Source organism: Gilliamella sp. wkB195, assembly GCF_001690445.1.
GTDB lineage: Bacteria > Pseudomonadota > Gammaproteobacteria > Enterobacterales > Orbaceae > Gilliamella > Gilliamella apicola_E.
Genome location: NZ_LZGP01000014.1, coordinates 1 through 21,372, shown reverse-complemented (window position 1 = coordinate 21,372; position 21,372 = coordinate 1). Strand labels below are relative to the sequence as shown.

The 21,372-nt window shown below is 35.7% G+C and carries 17 protein-coding genes and 1 pseudogene; 12 read left to right on the top strand and 6 right to left on the bottom strand.

Annotated elements, in window-relative coordinates; genetic code table 11:
• The first annotated feature begins 88 nt into the window (after positions 1 to 88).
• On the top strand, positions 89 to 619 hold the full coding sequence (locus A9G08_RS04540) for a DedA family protein (RefSeq protein ID WP_065562555.1): 531 nt from the start codon (positions 89 to 91) through the stop codon (positions 617 to 619).
• On the opposite strand, the gene mscM is transcribed toward A9G08_RS04540, so the two are convergent.
• The gene (mscM, locus tag A9G08_RS04535; RefSeq protein ID WP_065562554.1) at positions 616 to 3,234 is read right to left on the bottom strand and encodes a miniconductance mechanosensitive channel MscM; all 2,619 of its coding nucleotides are present in this window, start codon (positions 3,232 to 3,234) and stop codon (positions 616 to 618) included. The genes A9G08_RS04540 and mscM overlap by 4 nt on opposite strands.
• Before the next feature lie 7 nt (positions 3,235 to 3,241).
• Positions 3,242 to 4,087, bottom strand: a pseudogene (gene asd, locus A9G08_RS04530) (archaetidylserine decarboxylase); the annotation flags it as partial.
• 210 nt (positions 4,088 to 4,297) lie between these two features.
• On the opposite strand from asd, the gene rhaB reads away from it, so the two are divergent.
• From rhaB to rhaM, 6 genes are all read left to right on the top strand, one after another.
• Entirely contained in the window at positions 4,298 to 5,698 is a 1,401-nt protein-coding gene (gene rhaB, locus A9G08_RS04525) for a rhamnulokinase (protein WP_065562552.1), read from the top strand.
• Between the two features lie 40 nt (positions 5,699 to 5,738).
• A complete protein-coding gene (locus tag A9G08_RS04520) occupies positions 5,739 to 6,992 on the top strand; it encodes an L-rhamnose isomerase (protein ID WP_065562551.1) in 1,254 nt (417 codons plus the stop codon).
• A 10-nt stretch (positions 6,993 to 7,002) separates the two neighbouring features.
• Positions 7,003 to 7,827, top strand: a complete 825-nt coding sequence (gene rhaD, locus A9G08_RS04515) for a rhamnulose-1-phosphate aldolase (protein WP_065562550.1) — start codon at positions 7,003 to 7,005, stop codon at positions 7,825 to 7,827.
• A gap of 52 nt (positions 7,828 to 7,879) precedes the next feature.
• Positions 7,880 to 8,914: an L-rhamnose/proton symporter RhaT gene (gene rhaT / locus A9G08_RS04510; protein ID WP_065562549.1), complete on the top strand. Its 1,035-nt coding sequence runs from the start codon at positions 7,880 to 7,882 to the stop codon at positions 8,912 to 8,914.
• Positions 8,915 to 8,926: 12 nt separating this feature from the next.
• Positions 8,927 to 10,081 carry a lactaldehyde reductase gene (fucO, locus tag A9G08_RS04505; RefSeq protein ID WP_065562548.1) on the top strand — a complete coding sequence of 385 codons (1,155 nt, stop codon included), beginning with the start codon at positions 8,927 to 8,929 and terminating at the stop codon, positions 10,079 to 10,081.
• Between the two features lie 72 nt (positions 10,082 to 10,153).
• Positions 10,154 to 10,468 (top strand): L-rhamnose mutarotase, encoded by a 315-nt coding sequence (gene rhaM, locus A9G08_RS04500; protein WP_065562547.1) that lies wholly within the window; start codon positions 10,154 to 10,156, stop codon positions 10,466 to 10,468.
• Positions 10,469 to 10,531: 63 nt separating this feature from the next.
• Here the strand turns inward: rhaM and A9G08_RS04495 are convergent, their stop codons facing one another.
• Together A9G08_RS04495 and rhaS are read right to left on the bottom strand one after the other, a co-directional pair.
• Positions 10,532 to 11,380 carry a helix-turn-helix domain-containing protein gene (locus tag A9G08_RS04495; RefSeq protein ID WP_065562546.1) on the bottom strand — a complete coding sequence of 283 codons (849 nt, stop codon included), beginning with the start codon at positions 11,378 to 11,380 and terminating at the stop codon, positions 10,532 to 10,534.
• Between the two features lie 29 nt (positions 11,381 to 11,409).
• Positions 11,410 to 12,228, bottom strand: coding sequence for an HTH-type transcriptional activator RhaS (rhaS, locus tag A9G08_RS04490; RefSeq protein WP_081299486.1), 819 nt, complete (start codon positions 12,226 to 12,228; stop codon positions 11,410 to 11,412).
• Positions 12,229 to 12,534: 306 nt separating this feature from the next.
• On the opposite strand from rhaS, the gene A9G08_RS04485 reads away from it, so the two are divergent.
• Positions 12,535 to 13,335, top strand: coding sequence for a DUF1266 domain-containing protein (locus tag A9G08_RS04485; protein WP_065562545.1), 801 nt, complete (start codon positions 12,535 to 12,537; stop codon positions 13,333 to 13,335).
• Between the two features lie 78 nt (positions 13,336 to 13,413).
• On the opposite strand, the gene A9G08_RS04480 is transcribed toward A9G08_RS04485, so the two are convergent.
• Positions 13,414 to 14,220 (bottom strand): helix-turn-helix domain-containing protein, encoded by an 807-nt coding sequence (locus A9G08_RS04480; RefSeq protein WP_065562544.1) that lies wholly within the window; start codon positions 14,218 to 14,220, stop codon positions 13,414 to 13,416.
• A gap of 249 nt (positions 14,221 to 14,469) precedes the next feature.
• On the opposite strand from A9G08_RS04480, the gene A9G08_RS04475 reads away from it, so the two are divergent.
• From A9G08_RS04475 to A9G08_RS04465, 3 genes are read left to right on the top strand one after another with little or no spacing between them, the layout of a single operon-like run.
• On the top strand, positions 14,470 to 16,038 hold the full coding sequence (locus A9G08_RS04475; RefSeq protein ID WP_065562543.1) for an alpha-L-rhamnosidase-related protein: 1,569 nt from the start codon (positions 14,470 to 14,472) through the stop codon (positions 16,036 to 16,038).
• A 25-nt stretch (positions 16,039 to 16,063) separates the two neighbouring features.
• Positions 16,064 to 17,425 carry an MFS transporter gene (locus A9G08_RS04470; protein ID WP_065562542.1) on the top strand — a complete coding sequence of 454 codons (1,362 nt, stop codon included), beginning with the start codon at positions 16,064 to 16,066 and terminating at the stop codon, positions 17,423 to 17,425.
• A 26-nt stretch (positions 17,426 to 17,451) separates the two neighbouring features.
• On the top strand, positions 17,452 to 18,633 hold the full coding sequence (locus A9G08_RS04465) for a carbohydrate porin (protein ID WP_065562541.1): 1,182 nt from the start codon (positions 17,452 to 17,454) through the stop codon (positions 18,631 to 18,633).
• A 75-nt stretch (positions 18,634 to 18,708) separates the two neighbouring features.
• On the opposite strand, the gene A9G08_RS04460 is transcribed toward A9G08_RS04465, so the two are convergent.
• Positions 18,709 to 20,076 (bottom strand): sodium:proton antiporter, encoded by a 1,368-nt coding sequence (locus A9G08_RS04460; RefSeq protein WP_218058404.1) that lies wholly within the window; start codon positions 20,074 to 20,076, stop codon positions 18,709 to 18,711.
• A gap of 244 nt (positions 20,077 to 20,320) precedes the next feature.
• Here A9G08_RS04460 and rlmF point away from each other — a divergent pair, with 244 nt between their 5' ends.
• A complete protein-coding gene (rlmF, locus tag A9G08_RS04455) occupies positions 20,321 to 21,271 on the top strand; it encodes a 23S rRNA (adenine(1618)-N(6))-methyltransferase RlmF (protein WP_065562539.1) in 951 nt (316 codons plus the stop codon).
• Positions 21,272 to 21,372 lie beyond the last annotated feature (101 nt).

Here is a 21,372-nt window from a genome sequence, read left to right as displayed (position 1 = left end):
TTGCTAGTTTCTAACAATGATTAGTAGAACGATAGTGCATTTGTTGTGTTAGAATGAGTTATTCTAAATAGTTAATAGCTAGCAAAATATGTCATTAAATGAAATCACGCATACAATTATGCAATTTATCGAACATCATCAAATGTGGGCTTTGCCAATTATTTTCATATTAGCATTTGGTGAATCATTGGCGATCATTTCATTATTGGTACCGGCTACCGCAATTTTACTAGGTGCAGGTGCATTGGTGGGAACAGGAGTGATCTCGTTTGTTCCTGTTTTGATATCGGCATCATTAGGTGCCATTGTAGGTGATTTTATCTCTTATTGGTTAGGTAAACATTATCACCAACAGGTAATTTCTTCATGGCCTTTAAATAAATACCCAAAAATGATATTTCGTGCTGAACAATTTTTCCAGCGATACGGTACTTTCGGCGTGTTTATTGGTCGATTCTTTGGACCATTACGTGCAATCGTTCCATTAATTGCAGGAACAATGCATATGCCAGCAACAAAATTCAATATCGCCAATATTGCTTCAGCACCAATCTGGGCATTTGTTTTATTGGCACCCGGTGCATTTGGGGTGCCATGGTTAGAAACCTTGTTTGGTTAAATAGTACCAATTGTATAACTACGACGCCCACTTTTGCGACCAAGTGCTTCTAAATTGGTTTGTAAAGGTGGGAATGGCAATGTCAAATTATGCTGGCGATAAGCTTCAAGAATCAATTTTTGTATTGAGCTACGTAATTTCATACGATGCCCCATTTCAGCTGCAAAAACACGTAACTCAAATAATTGAATACCTTCTTGAATATCCACTAAAAAGACTTGCGGTTCAGGATCGTTAAGAACAAATTCACACTCCTCTGAAACTTGTTGTAATAGCTTCATAACCAGTTCACTATCGGCATCAATCGTAGCTGGAATAGTTAACACAATACGAGTAATTGAGTCAGATAAAGACCAGTTGACCAATTGTTCAGTAATAAAAGCCTTATTTGGCATAACAATTTCTTTACGATCCCAATCAACAATCGTTATTGCACGAGTATTAATTTTGGTAATGTTACCTGTTAAATCACGAATAGTTACGGTATCGCCAATTCTTACCGGCTTTTCAAACAGAATAATTAAGCCAGAAATAAAGTTAGCAAAAATCTCTTGTAAACCAAATCCTAAACCAACACCTAATGCCGCTATTAACCACTGAATCTTAGACCAATCTATCCCGATAAATGAAAAAGCAATCATACAACCAACCATCAAAATAATATATTTTGATACGGTTGAAATGGCATATCCAGTGCCGGGTGCGAGGTCTAAATGTTGTAAAATGCCTAACTCAAGCAGCGCCGGTAAGTTTTTTACTAACTGAACAGTAATGGTCATAACCAAGATTGCGATACAGACAGCACCTAGGGTAATATGTTGTTCAATTTCGTTGCCATTAATAATGGTACTTGTTCCCCATAGCTTGATATTATTCATAAAGGCAAAAGCGGAATGAAGTTCAGACCAAAGTAAAATCATACTAATTAAAGCAATTAGCATAATAATTGACCTGACTAGTTGTAATGATTGGGCACTGATCGCATCTAAGTCGATAACAGGTTCATCCATATTATCATTTAATGGGGTGAGATCTTCTTCAATTCCTTTAGCGCGTTGCATACGTTCTAATCGACGTTGTTTTGTACGTTCAAATTCAATTCGTCGTTTTTGTATCCACATCCAACGGCGTATCATAAAATAGACCACTAACAAGCCAAACCAGATAATGACCGAAGCTTCTAATCGTCCTAATAACACTTCAGCTGTCGATAAATAACCTAAACAAGCAGCAATAATGGCTAACCAGGGTGCACTCAACAACACAAACCACAGAATATGACTTAATAAATTATCGCCAGATCCTTTTTTATCGATATAAAGTGGAACTCCAGCGCGATGAATAGAATTAGTCATAAATACGAGTGCAAAACAGAGAATAATGAATGCGGTACGACCGATAGTTGCTGCAAATTGACGATTGTTAAACTGATCAAAGCTCATTACAACCATTACTAAAGGGATAACCACCCAAACCGACAGTTGATAATATTTCATAGCTTGACGGACATTTTTCTTTGACCAGCCAAAATGAGTAATAAATAGCCCATTTTGAGACGCAAAATGCGCGGTGATAATAAACACCCACAAAATTGGAGCAGCAGCATTAACGCCATAGCCTAGAGCAACGGCTACAGGATAATCCCAGTTAATTTGAAGAGCATAACCCAAAGCTGCCCATAAAATAGGAACCGGCAATGCCATAATTAATGACAAAACAATCACTTCCAAAGTAAGTGAATAACTATCTTGGGTGACTTTACCAACCCGAGCCGCCGATTTATTTAAGAAAGCGTTATATTTTCCTCGCATTTTGAAATGTACAAATACAAACAATAAAGATAATACTAGGAAAAACAATGGTTTTGGCGCACTAAGTACTTCAACACCAGCATTATATAGTTGTGACAGCGTATCAATTTGAACGGTGACATAAACGACATCTCTGGCTAAATCAAGAATAAAACTTAATGAAACGGGATTGACGTCAGCAACCCAGAAAAAGTAACGGTGTGCAGCATCATTAACCTCATCGATAGCATTGGTTAGTTGCTTATTTGATATTTTTAATTTAGTTAGTTCAAGAATCGTGGTATCAGTACCCGAAATCAACGTTTTGATGAGCTCACTTTGTTCTCTTAATAAACGGCGATATTGACTAGCTGATTTTAGATTATTCAAATTACTTGGTAACGTAGGGTAACTATCTAGCCTAGCTAAGGTATTTGAATAATTGAGTTGCTGAACTTTGGCTTCTGCGATTTCAGCATCAAGGGGTTGTGATTTAGGTTTTTCAGGTAATCGTAATAACTGTTGGCGAAGAGTTTCACCTAATGCTGTTGAAAAACTTAACCATTCGCCCTGTTCAGCAAGGGTTGCGAGCGTATTTTGAACATGGGAAATTTGTGTATTAATATTATTTTGTTCATTGATGATGCTGGTTAAATGTGCTTTTTGATACTCCATATTCTGACGAAGATCTTCATTTTTTTCATTAAGCTTAGCAATAACTTCGGTAAGCTGATCTTCATTATCAATATTGGGTATTGATTCTTCAGCAAAAGCAAAGCAAGACAGAAGGAGTAATATTCCACCCAAAAAACCACGCATCAACATAAAGTTAGATCCTTTCAGCTAGTTTTTGACCTACACGAGTAACGTCACCAAGTTTAAGATGGCTGTCAAATTCAACAGCATTTGAAGCAAACAGCGTAATAACGGTTGAACCTAATTTAAAGCAACCCATATCTTCACCCTTCGCTAATTTAATCTGACCAGAATAAGTCCAACGTTTCATTATGCCGTCGCGAGGAGGCGTAATAACGCCTTCCCAATTTAATTCAATACTTCCTACAATCGTTGCCCCAACCATAATTTGTGCCATTGGTCCAAATTCAGTTTCAAATAGACAAATTACACGTTCATTTCGAGCAAAAATATTAGGAATAGTTTCTGTTGTTGCTTTATTAACTGAAAATAGCGAGCCAGGAACATAAATCATCTCACGCAATATACCATCACAAGGCATATGAAAACGATGGTAGTTTTTAGGTGATAAATAGGTAGTCGCAAAAGATCCATTTTTAAAAAACTTAATCATATCAGGATGACAAGCAAGCAGGGATTCTAAAGAATAAAAATGTCCTTTAGCTTGCAAAAGAAGATTATCTTGAATGTTACCAAATTGACTAATTATCCCGTCTGCTGGCATTACAATACTATTTGCCGCATCATCGATTGTTCGCGCATCTTCTTTTAGCTCACGAGCGAAAAAGTCATTGAACGTTTTGTACTCTTTAGCATCAGTCAATTTAGCTTCACTTAAATCGATTTTATATAATTTACAAAAACCGATAATCATCCATGTAGTGACTTTTCCTAAACGTCTGTTAGCTAACCAACCAAATAGGGTAGTTAATAATTGTTTTGGAAGAAGATACTGAATAATTGCTTTTAACTGATTTAACATAGATAGCTCTCAAATTATTTTCGAAATAATGCATTATATCAATATTTATTCTGAAAGTATAAATAGCACAACTTAATTCATATTTTGTGGCAAAGATCACAAGCATTTTAAAAATTTTGCCAAACTTCACTAACAATGGCAGTCAATTAAAAGTGTCTATCAAAATAGTTCTCTAGACTATCCCCATTAGCAAAATTGAGGGTAGTTATAATGGCAGATAGATATATTGCTGCAATTGATTTAGGTGCATCTAGTGGCCGAGTTATGTTGTCGAGTTATCAATCTCAAAAAATCACATTAACAGAAATCCACCGATTCAGTAATGGATATAAAAGTAATGGTAAAAATTTTTGTTGGGATTTGAACTATTTAGAACAAGAAATCTTAAATGGATTAAACAAAATTATTCAACAAGGAATCAAACTCGATAGTATTGGTATAGATACATGGGGCGTTGATTATGTATTACTTGACAAGCAAGGCCAAATCGTCGGACCGACATACTCTTATCGTGATCATCGTACTGACAATATCATGTCAAAGGTACAAGATGAAATTGGAACAGAAAATATTTATCAAAAAACCGGAATTCAATTCTTAACCTTCAATACACTCTATCAACTCAAAGCTATGATGCTTGAATCACCATCTTGGCTGTCACAAGTATCTGATTTTGTGATGATTCCTGATTACCTAATTTATCGATTGACCGGTGTTTTAAATCGTGAATATACCAATGCTACCACAACCCAACTTGTTAATGTTGCAACTCAAACTTGGGACAAAGATCTACTTGATTATCTAGGCATACCACGTAAATGGTTTGGTGATATTTGTATGCCCGGAAACCAAGTTGGATATTGGCAAAGTGCCAAGGGCGATCGTATTCCAGTAATTGCAATTGCAAGCCATGATACTGCCAGTGCTGTTATTGCTGCGCCATTAATGGACCAACATAGTGCTTATTTATGTTCAGGTACTTGGTCACTTATGGGATTGGAATCTAAACAACCTTTCACAGGAAAAGAAGCATTAAAAGCAAATATTACCAATGAAGGTGGTGTTGATGGTAATTATCGAGTGTTAAAAAACATCATGGGATTATGGTTATTCCAACGCGTTTGTTCTGAACACGAAGTCAAAGATATCAATCAATTAATTACATTGGCAAAACAAGAGCAACCCTTTGCTTTTCTCATTAATCCTAATGATCCAAGGTTTCTAAATCCTGATGATATGACAGAAACCATCAAACAGGTATGTTTAGAAAACATTGGTCAGGCGCCTAAAAATCTCCCTCAATTGGTGAGATGTATTTTTGACAGCCTAGCACATCTATATCGAGATGTATTAAACGAATTATCGATGCTAAGTGGTAAACCAATTAACACATTACATATTGTCGGTGGTGGTTGCCAAAATGCTTTTTTAAACCAGTTATGTGCTGACTTATGCAATGTCAATGTTACCGCAGGTCCTATTGAATCATCAGCCTTAGGCAATGTGGGTTACCAGTTAATTTCATTAGGTGAAATTGCTGATGTTAACGCATTAAGACAACTCATTTCACAGAATTTTGACACTAAATATTATCAACCCAAAAGTAATTAACCAATTATAGAAAAATTTTATATTTATTAAGGAGTATTTCATGAGCGCAATTGAAAATGCCTATCAGATCGCTAAAGCAAGATTTGCTGAAATCGGTGTGGATACAGATGCTGCTATAGTAGCAATGGCAAAATTACCGATTTCTGTACATTGTTGGCAAGGCGATGATGTTGCTGGTTTTGAAAAGCAAGAAGGTGAATTAACTGGTGGTATTCAAGCGACAGGTAATTATCCGGGTAAAGCTCGTAATGCAGATGAATTAAGATCAGATTTAGATAAAGCCTTTAGCCTTATACCAGGACCAAAACGATTAAATCTTCATGCTTCTTATTTAGAATCAGATAAAAAAGTCGATCGTAATGAAGTCAAACCAGAACACTTTGCCAATTGGGTCAAATGGGCTAAAAAGCACCAGATTGGTCTAGATTTCAATCCAACATATTTTTCACACCCTTTAAGTAACGAAGGCACTCTTACTCATGTTAATCCAGAAATTCGTCAATTCTGGATAGATCACGGAAAAGCTTGTCGTAAAGTATCAGAATATTTTGGTAAAGAATTAGGTACACCATCAGTCATGAATATCTGGTTACCAGATGGAATGAAAGACATTACTGTCGATAAATTTGCACCAAGACAACACTTAGTTGAATCATTGGATGAAATTATTCGAGAAAAGATTGATCAAAAATATCACATTGATGCAGTCGAAAGTAAATTATTTGGTATTGGTCTTGAATCTTATACTGCTGGCTCAAATGAATTCTATCTCGCTTATGCTACATCACGTAAAACTGCACTATGTTTAGATGCTGGACATTTCCATCCAACTGAAGTCATTTCAGACAAAATTTCTGCCGTAATGCCTTTTGTTGAACATCTCTTACTACATGTTAGCCGTCCAGTGCGTTGGGATAGTGATCACGTAGTGCTCTTTGATGATGAAACTCAAAATATCGCGAGCGAAATCATTCGAAACAAACTATTTGACCGAGTACATATTGGTTTAGATTTCTTTGATGCCTCTATAAACCGTATTGCCGCTTGGGTAATTGGCACTCGCAACATGAAAAAATGCTTGTTAAAAGCACTATTAGAACCGACCGAGCAATTAAAAAAATATGAACACGATCGTGACTTTACTTCACGACTAGCATTACTCGAAGAACAAAAATCATTACCTTGGCAAGCAGTTTGGGATCACTACTGTTTATTGAATGACGTACCAGTTGGTAGCCGATGGTTAGATGAAGTTCGTCAATATGAAACAACAGTTTTAACTAAACGATCATAAGGAAAACAAAATGCAACAGATTCTTTCTTCTTGGTTTGTAAAAGGGATGATCAAAGCCACTTACGATATGTGGTTAAAAGGATGGGATGAGCGTAATGGTGGTAATGTTAGCTTAAGATTACTTGAAAGTGATGTGGTCTCTTTTCAAAGTGACTTTTATAAAAATCCCCGTCACGTATCGTTAACACAAGATGTGACTAAACTTGCTAACCAGTACTTTATTGTCACAGGATCAGGTAAGTTTTTCCGCAATGTCATTTTAGATCCTGCTGATACGTTAGCCATTGTCAAAATTGATGAACAAGGCAAGGGTTATTACATCATGTGGGGATTAATAAATGGTGGATTACCGACTTCTGAACTCGCTGCTCATCTGCAATCACATATTGTAAGAATCGAACAAAGCCAAGGAAAAGACCGCGTGATCATGCACTGTCATGCGACCAATTTAATTGCATTAACTTATGTCCTAGAACTTGATACTGCGGTAATAACGCGATTGTTGTGGGAAATGAGTACCGAATGTTTAGTTGTATTTCCAGATGGTGTTGGTGTCGTTCCTTGGATGGTTCCAGGAAAAGACGAAATTGGTTATGCCACTGCAAAACAGATGGCAAAACATAGTTTAGTGTTATGGGCTTTCCATGGTGTATTTGGAACAGGACCAACGTTAGATGAAGCTTTCGGCTTGATTGATACAGCTGAAAAATCAGCAGAAGTTCTTGTAAAAGTCCTATCAATGGGAGGAAAACGTCAAACCATATCCACGGAAGAGTTCAGATTATTAGCTGAGCGTTTTGATGTGAACCCAATGGAAGAAGCATTAAAACAGTAAAAGCTACTAATAAAAATATCAAATTATATTTCAAAAATATAAGGATAAATATATGGGTAGTTCAATTATTTTAGGCATATTTTGGCACTTTGTTGGTGCCGCTTCTGCTGCGTGTTTTTACGCACCACTTAAAAAAGTAAAAAATTGGTCATGGGAAACCATGTGGTCAATAGCCGGACTATTTTCATGGATCATATTGCCATGGTCAATTAGTTACTTCTTATTGCCTGACTTTTGGTCTTATTACGGATCGTTTAGTTCAGATATATTAATTCCAGTTTTCTTATTTGGCGCCATGTGGGGAGTAGGTAACATTGGTTACGGATTAACAATGCGTTATTTAGGCATGTCGATGGGTATAGGTATTGCGATTGGCATAACCTTAATCGTTGGTACGCTAATGACGCCAATACTACAAGGTAAATTTGGTGAATTATTGGCTTCAACTGGCGGAAAAATGACATTATTAGGTGTCGTTGTTGCGGTTATTGGTGTCGCTATCGTAACTTATGCGGGTTTATTGAAAGAAAAAACACTCGGAGTACAAGTTGAAGATTTTAATTTAAAGAAAGGACTTCTTCTTGCCATCATGTGTGGTATCTTCTCTGCTGGTATGTCATTTGCCATGAGTGCAGCAGTACCAATGCACGAAAAAGCTGCCGAACTTGGCGTAGACCATCTATACGTAGCTCTCCCAAGCTATGTCATTATTATGGGTGGTGGTGCAATTATTAATCTAGGTTTCTGTATTAGTCGACTCTGCGCTAAAAAAGAACTTTCATTTAAAAAAGATATCTCAGTTGCCAAATCCCTACTTATTAGCAACATACTATTTGCCATTTTAGGTGGCGCAATGTGGTATTTCCAATTCTTCTTCTATGCTTGGGGTCATGCAAATATTCCAACTGAATATGGTTTCATGAGTTGGATGTTACATATGAGTTTCTATGTACTTTGTGGTGGTATTGTTGGATTAGCACTAAAAGAGTGGTTTGGTACTGGCAAAAAACCAGTACGAATACTTTGTATTGGCTGCTTAGTTATCATTGTTGCAGCGAACATTGTTGGTTTAGGCATGACGAATTAAAAGGAAAACATTATGGCTTATAGAATGATTCTAAATGAAACATCTTACTTTGGCGCTGGTTCAATCAGCCACATCGTAGATGAAGTAAAAAAACGGGGTTTTAAAAAAGCATTAGTGGTTACTGACAAAGATTTAATTAAATTCAAAGTAGCAACTAAAGTAACAAAACTATTAGATGACAATGGCTTTGCTTATCAAATATTTGATGAAGTCATGCCAAATCCAACTATTGGTATTGTTCAAAAAGGGGTTGAAGTCTTCAAACAATCGGGTGCAGACTACCTAATTGCAATTGGTGGTGGCTCACCACAAGATACTGCAAAAGCGATCGGTATTATTATCAACAATCCAGAATTTTCAGATGTTCGTAGTCTTGAAGGGGTAGCGCCAACGAAAAAACCAGCAGTACCCACAATCGCTATTCCTACAACAGCAGGTACAGCAGCTGAAGTGACCATTAACTACGTCATTACCGATGAAGAGAAAAAACGTAAATTTGTCTGCGTTGACCCTCACGATATTCCCGTTGTCGCAATCATAGATTCCGATATGATGACAAGTATGCCAGCGAGTTTAAAAGCAGCAACAGGTGTTGATGCCTTAACTCACGCCATTGAAGGTTATATAACCAAAGGCGCTTGGGAACTATCAGACATGTTCCATCTTAAAGCAATAGAAGTCATATCTCGTTCATTACGTGACTCAGTAAAAGGGATTGCAAAAGGTTCTCAAGACATGGCATTAGGCCAATATATTGCTGGCATGGGCTTTTCAAATGTGGGATTAGGTTTAGTTCACGGAATGGCTCACCCACTTGGAGCATTTTATGGAACTCCTCACGGTGTAGCTAATGCGGTACTTTTACCTCATATCATGGCTTACAATGCTGAATTTACTGGTGAAAAATATCGTGATATTGCTAAAGCGATGGGAGTGGCTAAAACAGAACAAATGACGATCGAACAAGCAAGAAAAGCTGCTGTCGATGCTGTTAAACAACTTAACGTAGATGTTGGTATCCCTCCTACATTAAAAGATATTGGCGTAAAACTTGAGGATATCCCTGCGTTAGCTCAAGCTGCTTTTGATGATGTTTGTACCGGAGGCAATCCGCGTGACACTAACGTAAAAGAAATTGAGCAACTATATCATTCTATTTACCAATAAAAATTGAATGTACACGTGATAATGAAATAGGTTAAATGCAAATTTAACCTAATTCATTAAAAAGGAGCTATTATGATAAGAAAAGCAAGCATAATGCAGGTCCATCCTGACAAACATGCTGAATATAAAAAACGGCATGATGAAATCTTTCCCGAGCTGGTAAAAGAACTAAAAGCCCATGGCGCTCACAATTACTCAATATTTTTAGACAGCAAAAGAAATCTACTTTTTGCTTATGTTGAAATCGAATCAGAAGAGCGATGGGATGCAGTAGCTAAAACAGCAGCTTGTCAAAAATGGTGGGCGTTTATGAAAGATATCATGCCAAGCAACCCAGACAACAGCCCAATTAGTGAATCATTAGCAGAAGTCTTTTATTTAGAATAAAACATTACTCTCTTTTAAAGCCTAAAAGAGAGTAAATTGAATATATATTTAATCTACCTTCACCTAGCACTTCTTATCATTAAATTTAGCCCGGTACTCTGAAGGCGTTTGATTAGTTTGCTTTTTAAACACTGAGGAAAAATAGTTACTATCATCGTAACCACACTCAGCAGCAATCATACTAATCGAATAATTAGTATTACGAAGTAAAGACATGGCATCACATAATCGCCTTTTTTGTAAATAACCACTAATGGTCATCCCTGTTTGGCTTTTAAATAAACGACTAAGTGAACGGCTTGCAATATGATTTTCCTTGCAAAAAACATCAACATTAAATGGTGTTGCAATACTGTTATGGAGCGCGGTAAACAATAAATCCAACTGATGAGTAGCAGTCGGCTCCGTTACCTTTGGTGCTTGTTTTATCCGGTCTAACAAAATAACTAATTGCAGAAAAAGTGCCTCAGATAAATGTACGGAGGCTAAATTATTTTTCTTTGATTCGATAGCTAATTTTTCGATAAGTGGAGATAAAAGTTTAAGGTATGAAGGTTGAATTCGCCAAGAACGCTCATTATGTTTGGCTGTCACTTTAGGTAAATAAGACTCGATAGTCGATAATAAAAAAAGTGACTCTCTCAAATATAAAATATTATCCAATTTTAGATCATTAACTGACTCATAACCATGCACATCTTTGGGATTAATATATAAAATATCACCACTGGTAATTGGATAAATATAATCATTCCAATAATGCAAACCATTACCTGAACAAACAATCACAATTTCATAAAAATCGTGATCATGTAAAGGAAAAGGGTGTTGATGATCACGTTTTTCGACAGTAACAGTATTCATCTTTGAAATAAAATAATCTTGTTTATATAAACGCAAACATCTTTCCATAAACTGTTCCTGACTTACTAGTAAAACAACTAATGATACCCTTTATCTGGGTTATTACGTAATGCTTGTGGCGAAAACGTAAATTCTTGTTTAAAACAGGTAGAAAAATAAGCACTATCATTAAAACCACATTCTTGCGCAATGGTTGTAATAGATTTATTGCTATAAATTAACTGAGTATAAGCATTAGCTAACCGCAACTTTATTAAATATTTTTGAGGCGTGATGCCAATCTCATTTTTCATCTTCCTATGAAAAGAGCGCAATGACAATGAAAATTGTGCCGTTAACTGTTCCCAATCAATTTGCTCCTTAAAATTGATCTGTAACCAACGCAACAACTGCTTAACGCGATTATCAGATGATCCAGAACCTTCATTGACATAAAAATTCTTATTAAAAATAAGTAGTAATTGTAAAAATAAACTTTCCTGTACAGCACTTGATTGATTTTGCGTCAATTGATTAATAATCGATTGAATATTTTCATCAGATTTTTTATCAAAAAAGTAATGAGAATGAATCGGATCAGGATTTGGAATTAACTGATTTATCCCATTAATAAAATGAAAATTCTCAGGATCTCTAAATAAAATATTGGTCAAATGTAGATTATTAACGTTCTCATACAAATGGCAGTCCGAAGCCTTAATATAAAACATCATACCTGGATATAAATCAAATAGTCGCCCATTTAAAATATGTTTTCCATACCCACTTGTCACAATAACGATTTCATTAAAATTATGCGTGTGTTCAGGGTAGACGGGTTGAGGCGCCCGAGGCTCAACGGTGATATTTTGATCGCTAGACGAAAAAAAATCTTTATCAAGTAACATCTCAATCATTTTGAACCTCACTCCTTATAAAAACCTACAACCACATTCTAAAAAGTAAATCGAAATCTCACCTTTAAAATTTGGACAGCTAATATAATATTTTGGCAATAAATTATAGCTATACAGGAATTTTTATTAAAAATGTGCGAAGCTTCACATTTTTAAAACCACTTCATTCAAAAAATTATCAATATAACAACGAAACAGCTTAATTTTTTACAAAACTTTTCTAAAAATTTATCTTGTTAGCAGGTGTTATGTATTATTATCTCACAGCTTATTTAAATTGATTTATGTCAAAAAGAAGATGTTCATATGGAAATATTAATTGTAATTTTGATTCTTTTAGCGTCACTACTTGTACGATACAATAGAGTGATTACGATTCTCATTAAAACTTTAAAACACAAATCTTTTCCCCAAAATTCTCAAAAAACTGAACAACTGACAGTTGACCTGCAAAATGCATTATCAGCTGGACTTATTATTGCTGAGCAGCATATGTTTTGTTGGGATAGCTTAGAAAGTGATGCCAGAAACTCTGGTAAAAAAGAACAGCGATATCGCTTAAGTACAGCTTGGGATGTAACTTCTCCACAAAGTGCTACTGAATGTTTATCCTCTTTTGGATCAACTCACAAACTCATTGATGTAGCGATTGAAATTTATCTAAACGTACCTAAAGAGCAGTGGCAAAGTTGTATTGATGACCAAGTTCCAGAAGATTACCGTGATATTATTACAATCTATTGCTCAAGATTAGATCAAGTATCTTCAATGCTGATTGAAAACAAAGTCGCTGAAGACCAAGACGAATTGCGTCAAATTTTACTACGAGGTTCAATTGCATGGGATTTAGGACGCCTAGTTTATATTGCCAGAGCAAGCTATATAGCGGGCTATATTAGCAAAGATCAAGCATGGCAATCGATTAACTCAGTTTTACCAACGGTTAAAGAAAATTTTGCCAATTGGAAAGAATTTGGTCAAAGTTATATGCTAGGTCGTGCTGTGTACCAGCCTGATGATGCTTCGCTTTCTGGTCTATTTGATATCTACACCGAAAGCACCACTTCGGAAGAAAGCCCATGGCTAAAATATCCGTTGAATAATTAAGTTAATGCTTGTGACAGTGTAAACTGTCACAAGTACTTAAATCCTTAATCGTTATTTAAAACCCAACCATATTAAAATCTAGTTAAATTTTCGCTCTTCAGATGGCGTGATACCAAACGTTTTTTTATACAGTGTAGTAAAATGAGTACTATTAACAAAACCACAAAGTAGTGATATTTCGGTAATAGTCATATCACTTTCTCTAATCTTTAATCTTGCTGACATTAACCGTAATCGTCTGATGTAATTTTCAGGAGTTAGGCCGGTTGCTTGTTTAATATGCCTAAACATCGTACGCGTTGTTAAATGAAACGTTTGAGCTATATTGTTCCAATCATATTCATCAAAGCAATTTTCTTGAAGATGGTTAAGTAAAAGATGGAGTTTATAGCGGGTATTATTTTGTTGTGACTGACGTTGATATTGCTTAATGATAACAAGCAATTTAAAAAATAGATACTCACGATGCTCAATTGAATTATTTAAATTAAATAACTGATCAATAACAGAATTACACTCTTTACGAATATTAGGCGCTAACCAAATATAAGAACTTAAATCACTTGCGGAGATAGGCCTTAATAGCTCCTCCATATTCTTCAAAAAAGTAAAATTCTGATTTGGATTAATCAGGATATTAGTTAGCTTTAGCGTTCCGAGATCATCATAAAAATGGTAATCATGCCCCCTAACTAAAAAAACATCACCTTGTTGAATAAATAACGGCTTACCATTAATAACATGTAAACCATGACCGTGCTCAACAATCACTAACTCGTCGAACTCATGATTATGCTCGCAACTGTTGTCCTCAGGGTCACTCTTATAAAGCGCTAATTTATCTGATTTATGATTAAAATAAGTGTCAATTTTTAAAGTATACATATTGATTATATCCTTACAACGGTAACTTATTATCAAGGTATCCCGCTAAATAAAAGACATTTTTTATCCGTCATATAAATACAATAAAGTAATTAAACATGAGATAAAAAATAATATTCTTAAAAATGTGAACTTGCTCGGTATAAGCTTTTTAATATTGCCATTTATAAATGCAATCTGGCAGTATCTTAGTGGCTAGCTTTTGTTTTGCATAGCTATACTCCTAAATGTTTTCTATAGGAGAAGAATATGGCACAAGCAATTCAAAAAAATGTTGATGCAGTTATGGTAAAAGATAATGCATTTATTCTGAAAGCAAAGCAATTACAACCAAAGATTTATCAAAAAAAGATCTCACCCCAAAAGATTATTTCGCTCATCAATGATCCAAGTGCTATTCATCATTGGTCATCAAAAATAGTGAGTGATGCAAATGATTATCTCAATCAGAGTTTTCATTCAGGTGATAGTTTTATAATTGATTTTGGTCAACACAATGTTGGTTACCTCTCTTTCTTGTGCGAATCCACTGGTAGCCCTCCTGATGCTCCTGCGCATATAAAATTAACATTTGGTGAAACACTGTGTGAAATTGCTGAACCATTCAGTCAATATCAAGGTTGGCTTAGCAAAAGCTGGTTACAACAGCATGATGAATACATTGATATTTTACCCTCTAAAATCAACTTATCTCGACGCTACTGCTTTAGATACTTAAAAATAGATGTTGTCTCACTATCGCCTAAATACCAAATTTTATTTAAAGATATAACTTTTAACACAGTCAGTTCAGCACCAGAACACTGTCTTAGCTATCAATCATCAGATCCGCTATTAACGAAGATAGATCAAGTCTCCATTCACACGCTTCGAAATTGTATGCAAGACGTATTCGAGGATGGTCCGAAAAGAGATAGAAGACTGTGGTTAGGCGATTTACGCTTACAAGCCCTAGTGAACAACGTCACTTTTCAACAGCACGATTTAGTCCGCAGATGCTTATACCTCTTTGCTAGCCATCGTCGGGAAGATGGTCTGGTTTCCTCTAATGTCTTTGTTAAACCTGACATTATTGCTGACGATACGTTCTTATTTGATTACTCACTTCTTTTTGTTGATGTCCTTTATGACTACTTTAATCAAACTAATGATCGACAAACGGTTAAAGAGCTATGGCCGATCGCATTACAGCAAATTGAAATAAATCTAAAACGTTGTGACGCGCAAGGTTTAGTTCAAGATAGTGATGATTGGTGGTCATTTATTGATTGGCACGAAAAACTCAATAAACAAGGCGCTTCTCAAGGTGTTTTAATTTACTGTTTAGACAAAGCAAGTCGACTTTCCCAACATTTTCAACCTGATATAACTCAGGCGCTTAATCAAAAATTAGATTTGGTTAAAAGAGCAGCACAAACATTATGGGACGAGCAAGCCGGTTTTTACACCAGCGGCGAACAAAAACAAATTAGTTACGCCACACAAATTTGGATGGTTTTAGCTGATGTAGGCGATTTAGCTCATCAACAAAAATTATTAACTCAATTAATAACAACTCCACCAGAAATCGGCATGAACACGCCTTACTTACGACATCACTACATCTTAGCCTTGTTCAAAACAGGCATGAAACAACAAGCCATTATTGAGATTAAAGCATATTGGGGAAAAATGGTCGAATTTGGGGCAGACACATTTTGGGAATTGTTTGATCCAAACGACCTTAATTATTCACCGTATGGTAGCAAAATCATCAATAGCTACTGTCATGCTTGGAGTTGCACACCGGCTTGGTTTATTCGACAAAATAAACTTTAACTAAAAATTTATAAGGAATAAAAAAATGGTCAATTCATTATTTTCTCTTTGGCGGCAACGCATAGGTTATGGGATTGCTGACTTATCTTGTAATTTAGTATGGCAATTAATCTCATTATATCTTATGTATTTTTATACGGACGTAATGGCACTACCCGCTTATTATGTCGGTCTAATGTTTTTAGTTACCCGGCTGGTTGATGGTGTTGCTGATGTCTTAATGGGCTTAGTTATCGATAATACATCCACACGTTGGGGACGTTGTCGTCCATGGCTATTAATCGGCGCAATACCGTTTGGCATATTGTGTATTTTAGTTTTCTATGTGCCTGATTTTGGTACGACAGGTAAACTAATCTATGCCTTTATCACCTATCTTTGCCTCTCTTTTATCTATACCTTGGTCAATATACCATTTAGTGCAATGTTGCCATTTTTAACTGCAGATTCATTAGAAAGAACAACCTTATCTTCAGTAAGAATTTTATTAGGTTCCTTAGGTTCAACGATTGTTGCAGTTGCAACATTACCGCTAGTTGCGACATTGGGAAATGGTGATCAAACACATGGCTTTTTATATACCGCTATTGTTTTTGGGATTATTGCGACTTTCTTTCTGATAGTCAGTTTTAAAAATGTTGAGGAAAAAATCACTATACAACAAGAGCGAATGACCTTAACTAGAGCATGGAAAGGTTTAAAAGACAACAACCCATGGAAAATCTTTGCAACTAACATCTTTCTTATGTGGGGCGCATTCTTTTTACAAACTGGCTCCTTAGTCTATTTCTTCAACTATTACGTACAAAGCGAAAACCTTACCGCAATAATTGCGGGAATATCAACTTTCGTCCCCTTAATTGGCACACTTACCGTACCATTCTTAGCCAATCAGATGAAAAAACGACATGTCTATCTATTTTCAAGCGCTATCAACTTAATTGGTATGGGAATAATGATGTTATCGGGCGTGAATCATCTTGGTCTTATCATCGGCGCGGTTATCTTATCACTCGGTGCTGGGCAACGCCTTGCTATTTATTTTTCAATGCAGGCTGACCCGGTTGATTATGGTGTATGGAAAACCGGTATTAATACTGCCGGAATTTTGACATCAATCAATGGATTCTTTGGCAAAGTGGCGATGGCAGGTGCTGGTGCTATTACCGGTTTTTTACTCTCATCTGGTGGATATGTTGCCAATGCAGTTCAAGTACCAAGTGCGCTTTTTGCAATCAAACTCTGTTACTTATATTTACCTGCCATTTTAATTATTGCCTCGATGATTTGGATTGCTAAGTTCTACAAACTTGATGACAGTTATACTTCAATTCGAGCTGAATTAGATGCCAGAAACCAAAATCTTAATGATGAACAAAAAGTTTAATCAATTTACATTAAAAGGAAATAACGATGAAATTAAAAATAATAGCTGGAGTCTGCTGTTTCTATTCTTTATCCGCATTAGCATCCATTGAATGGCAGACCGAACAAGGAACACTTAAACTTTATGGCGATGTCGAATTTAATATTGATGCTGCAAGCAAAAAAAAGCAGTTAACCTCACTTAGAACATCGGCAAACAAAGACTTTGATGCTAATGACACAGATCAGTGGGATATAAATGGCCGTATTTTATTCGGCTTGGATGGGAAAAGAGAATTAGCGAATCAGAACTATGCAGGATTCTCGGTGCAACCGCTTGCTGACATGGGAGGTAAAGTTAACCTAGATGATGCTAGTTTCTATTTTGGTAAAAAAGATGATTGGCGCCTACGAATTGGTCGCTATGAAGCTTATGACATGTTCCCACTTGGGCAAGATACCTTCATAGAATATTCTGGCAATACTGCCAACGATTTATATAGTGATGGTTTTGGTTACATCTATATGATGAAAGAGGGTAGAGGGCGTAGCAGTAACGGCGGTGCAATCGAATTAACCAAAGAGTTGGGGGATTTGAACTTGCAAGTTAATGCAATGGTAAAAGATGGTACCTCCTTATTTGACCATAGCCGTTATCATGGATATAAATTGCAAAAAGATAAAAACGTCGTTTACTTACGTCCCATCATATCTTACCGAAATAATGATATATCAGCAGCTCTAGCAATGGAGCGTAATGTTGTTAATAACGCTTATGGTTACCATGATATAAACGGCAAATGGCATGATCAGTCAAAACGTAATGGGTATGGCTTAACGATGAGTTGGAATAGTGCAGGTGATTTTGATAAATCATCTGAGGGATTACTGCTCAATAGCAGCATCTCCTATTTAGATGCCGAACAAGAAAAAGATTTTACCGCGGGTATCAATGGTATTTGGAAAGGTATTGGTCTTGGTTACATCTATGCTGCCAATGATATAAAAGCATTTAATACAAATTATCGAGGTGATGGTGAAATTTATGCTAAAGGCAAATATAAATTACATACTGTCAATGCCTCATACTTAATTTCAAATGTGATGGATATGGATAACTTCAATATCTATTTAGGGACTTACTTATCTAGATTAGAGCGCGATGAAAAACAAGGAGGAGGTAACGATAATCGTTATGGCGCAAGGGTCCGTTTTAAATATTTCTTTTAAATAAGACTAATTAACATTCACCCCAAGTAAAAATAATACGCACTTTACTTGGGGAATTCTAAAAAGAGTCATTTCTTAAAAAAACACAAAAAACACCAAATTATCAATAATAAAAACCGGAATCAAAATCCCGATTGACCACTTCATATAACCAAAAAAGCTAGGCATATTGATTTTATTTTGATCCGCAATGCTTTTAACCATAAAGTTAGGGGCATTACCAATATAACTTAAAGCGCCCATAAATACCGAGCCCATTGAAATAGCCAGTAAAGTGCTTTCAAATGTCGTCATTAAGCTACTAGCATTACCCGAAGCAAGATTGAAAAAGACCAGATAAGTTGGTGCATTATCTAAAAATCCGGATAGCAATCCTGATAACCAAAAATACATACTATTTATTGGTGCACCTTGGTCATTAGTCACCAATGAAATGACCGAAGCCAACGCACCATCATTACCCGCACGTAAAATCGCTAGCACAGGCACAATAGTAATAAAAATCCCAATAAATAACTTAGCAACCTCTTTTATCGGCTCCCAATTAAATTCGTTGCCTGCTCGAACTTGTTTTGGGGTAATCATTATTGAAATTATCGTAATAGCAATAAAAAGGCCATCACGAACTAAATTTTGTAATGCGATTTGTGAAACTAAAATAGTAAAACTTATTGATGAATGCCACACACCAGACAAAATCACGCTAGCAATAATAGCCAATAATAATACAAGATTATTTAGACCATATAACTTAACAGGCTTAGCACTAATTGGATTGCTATTCACACCATACTGCTTAACGTAATAGTAATGATCGATAAAATAATAAATAATTAGCAATAACCCTGATGTAAACACAACAGGCAACAGCATATGCTTAACTGTCCAGAAAAAATCGACACCTTTTAAAAAACCAATAAATAATGGTGGATCGCCTAAAGGCGTTAATCCACCGCCAATATTGGCAACTAAAAAGATAAAAAATATTACCGTGTGTACAGCATACTGTCGTTGACGATTAGCTCGAAGTAGTGGACGAATCATCAACATCGCAGCGCCAGTTGTTCCCATAATTGAAGCAAGCACAACGCCAATCATCAGTAAAATAACGTTGGATTTTGGTGTGCTGATTTTATCACTCTTAACCAGAATGCCACCGGAAACCGTAAACAAAGCCAAAAGTAATAATATAAAAGGAATATACTCCTGAACAATGGCATGTACTGTTAGCTCAATTGTGGTCGTTAAACCAAATGAAACCAGTGCAAACCCCAAAAATAATAACGTCCAAACGGCAACAACTTTACCGTAGTGATAATGCCATAATCGGGCTAAAAATAGTGGACATAAAGCAATCGATAACAAAATTCCAACGAAAGGGATCACCCAAAGTAATGATAACGCCTGTCCATTAAACTCACTCGCATAGGAATCAAAAGACATAAGCATTAAACTCAAAAAAGGGAATATCAAAAACTTTTTTATATTTTTCATTGTATTATCGGTTGGATTTAAAGTGGATGATTATAACAAATTCAAAATTAATTTTCGAATCATCCACAATCGTATAACTTAACGATTATAAAAAAGTTGAGGAGCGGGGTTTTTGAAGCATAAAATCTTTCGCTTTTCACAAATTTGCTCAAAAACGTTATAATAGTGATTAATTCTCTATGTTGGATCATCCATGCAATCAATCAAAAAAACAGCTTTACACCACCGCAATAAACACATTAATGGTTATCCATTTGATTTACTTATCAAAACATTGAACGAGCTATCTAATTTTGTAAAGCCTAATCAATATGGACGGTTAACGATTGATTTTGCTGATCCTACTGCGGTCAAAATGCTAAATAAAGCGCTATTATTGCACTATTATCAACTTTCGTATTGGGACATTCCTGACAACTATCTATGTCCGCCAATTCCGGGGCGAGCAGATTATATACACTATCTTGCCGATCTGTTAGCGCAAGATAATCAAATTCCTACAGGTAAACAGGTCCGTATTTTAGATATTGGGGTTGGGGCGAATATTATTTATCCAATTATTGGTTGTGCAGAGTATGGCTGGTCATTTGTGGGTAGTGATATCAATCCAACATCAATAAAAGTTGCTTCATTGATAGCACAATCTAATGATCTATTAAAAAACACATTACAATGTCGCTTACAACCTGACAACGAAGCTATTTTTGAAAATATCATTCAACCTAAAGAATTTTACCTAGCCACCCTATGCAATCCACCTTTTCACGCCTCCGAACAAGAAGCACATGCAAGTGCTTACACTAAACTTAAAAAGTTGGGAAAAGTAAATTCAACGAAAGATAATCTCATCCTCAACTTTGGTGGACAACACGCTGAACTCTGGTGCAAAGGGGGAGAAAGTGCATTTATCACTAGAATGATAAAAGAGAGTATCAAATACAAAACGCAATGCCTGTGGTTTACCTCATTGGTATCGAAAAAAGAGACGCTAAGCAAAATAAAAAAACAACTAAAAGTGGCAACTGAATATAAAATTGTCTCTATGGCTCAAGGGCAAAAAATTAGCCGTTTTGTTGCGTGGACGTTTTTTGATCAAGAAGAGCGAAAAATGATAATAAAAAAAGTTGAGGAGCGGGGTTTTTAGCATTTAAATCTCTACATAGAAATCAATAAATAAACAAAATTTAAATAAAATTAAATTTTCTCTGGATTAAAAACTATAATTTTAAAGATTTATAAAGTTGA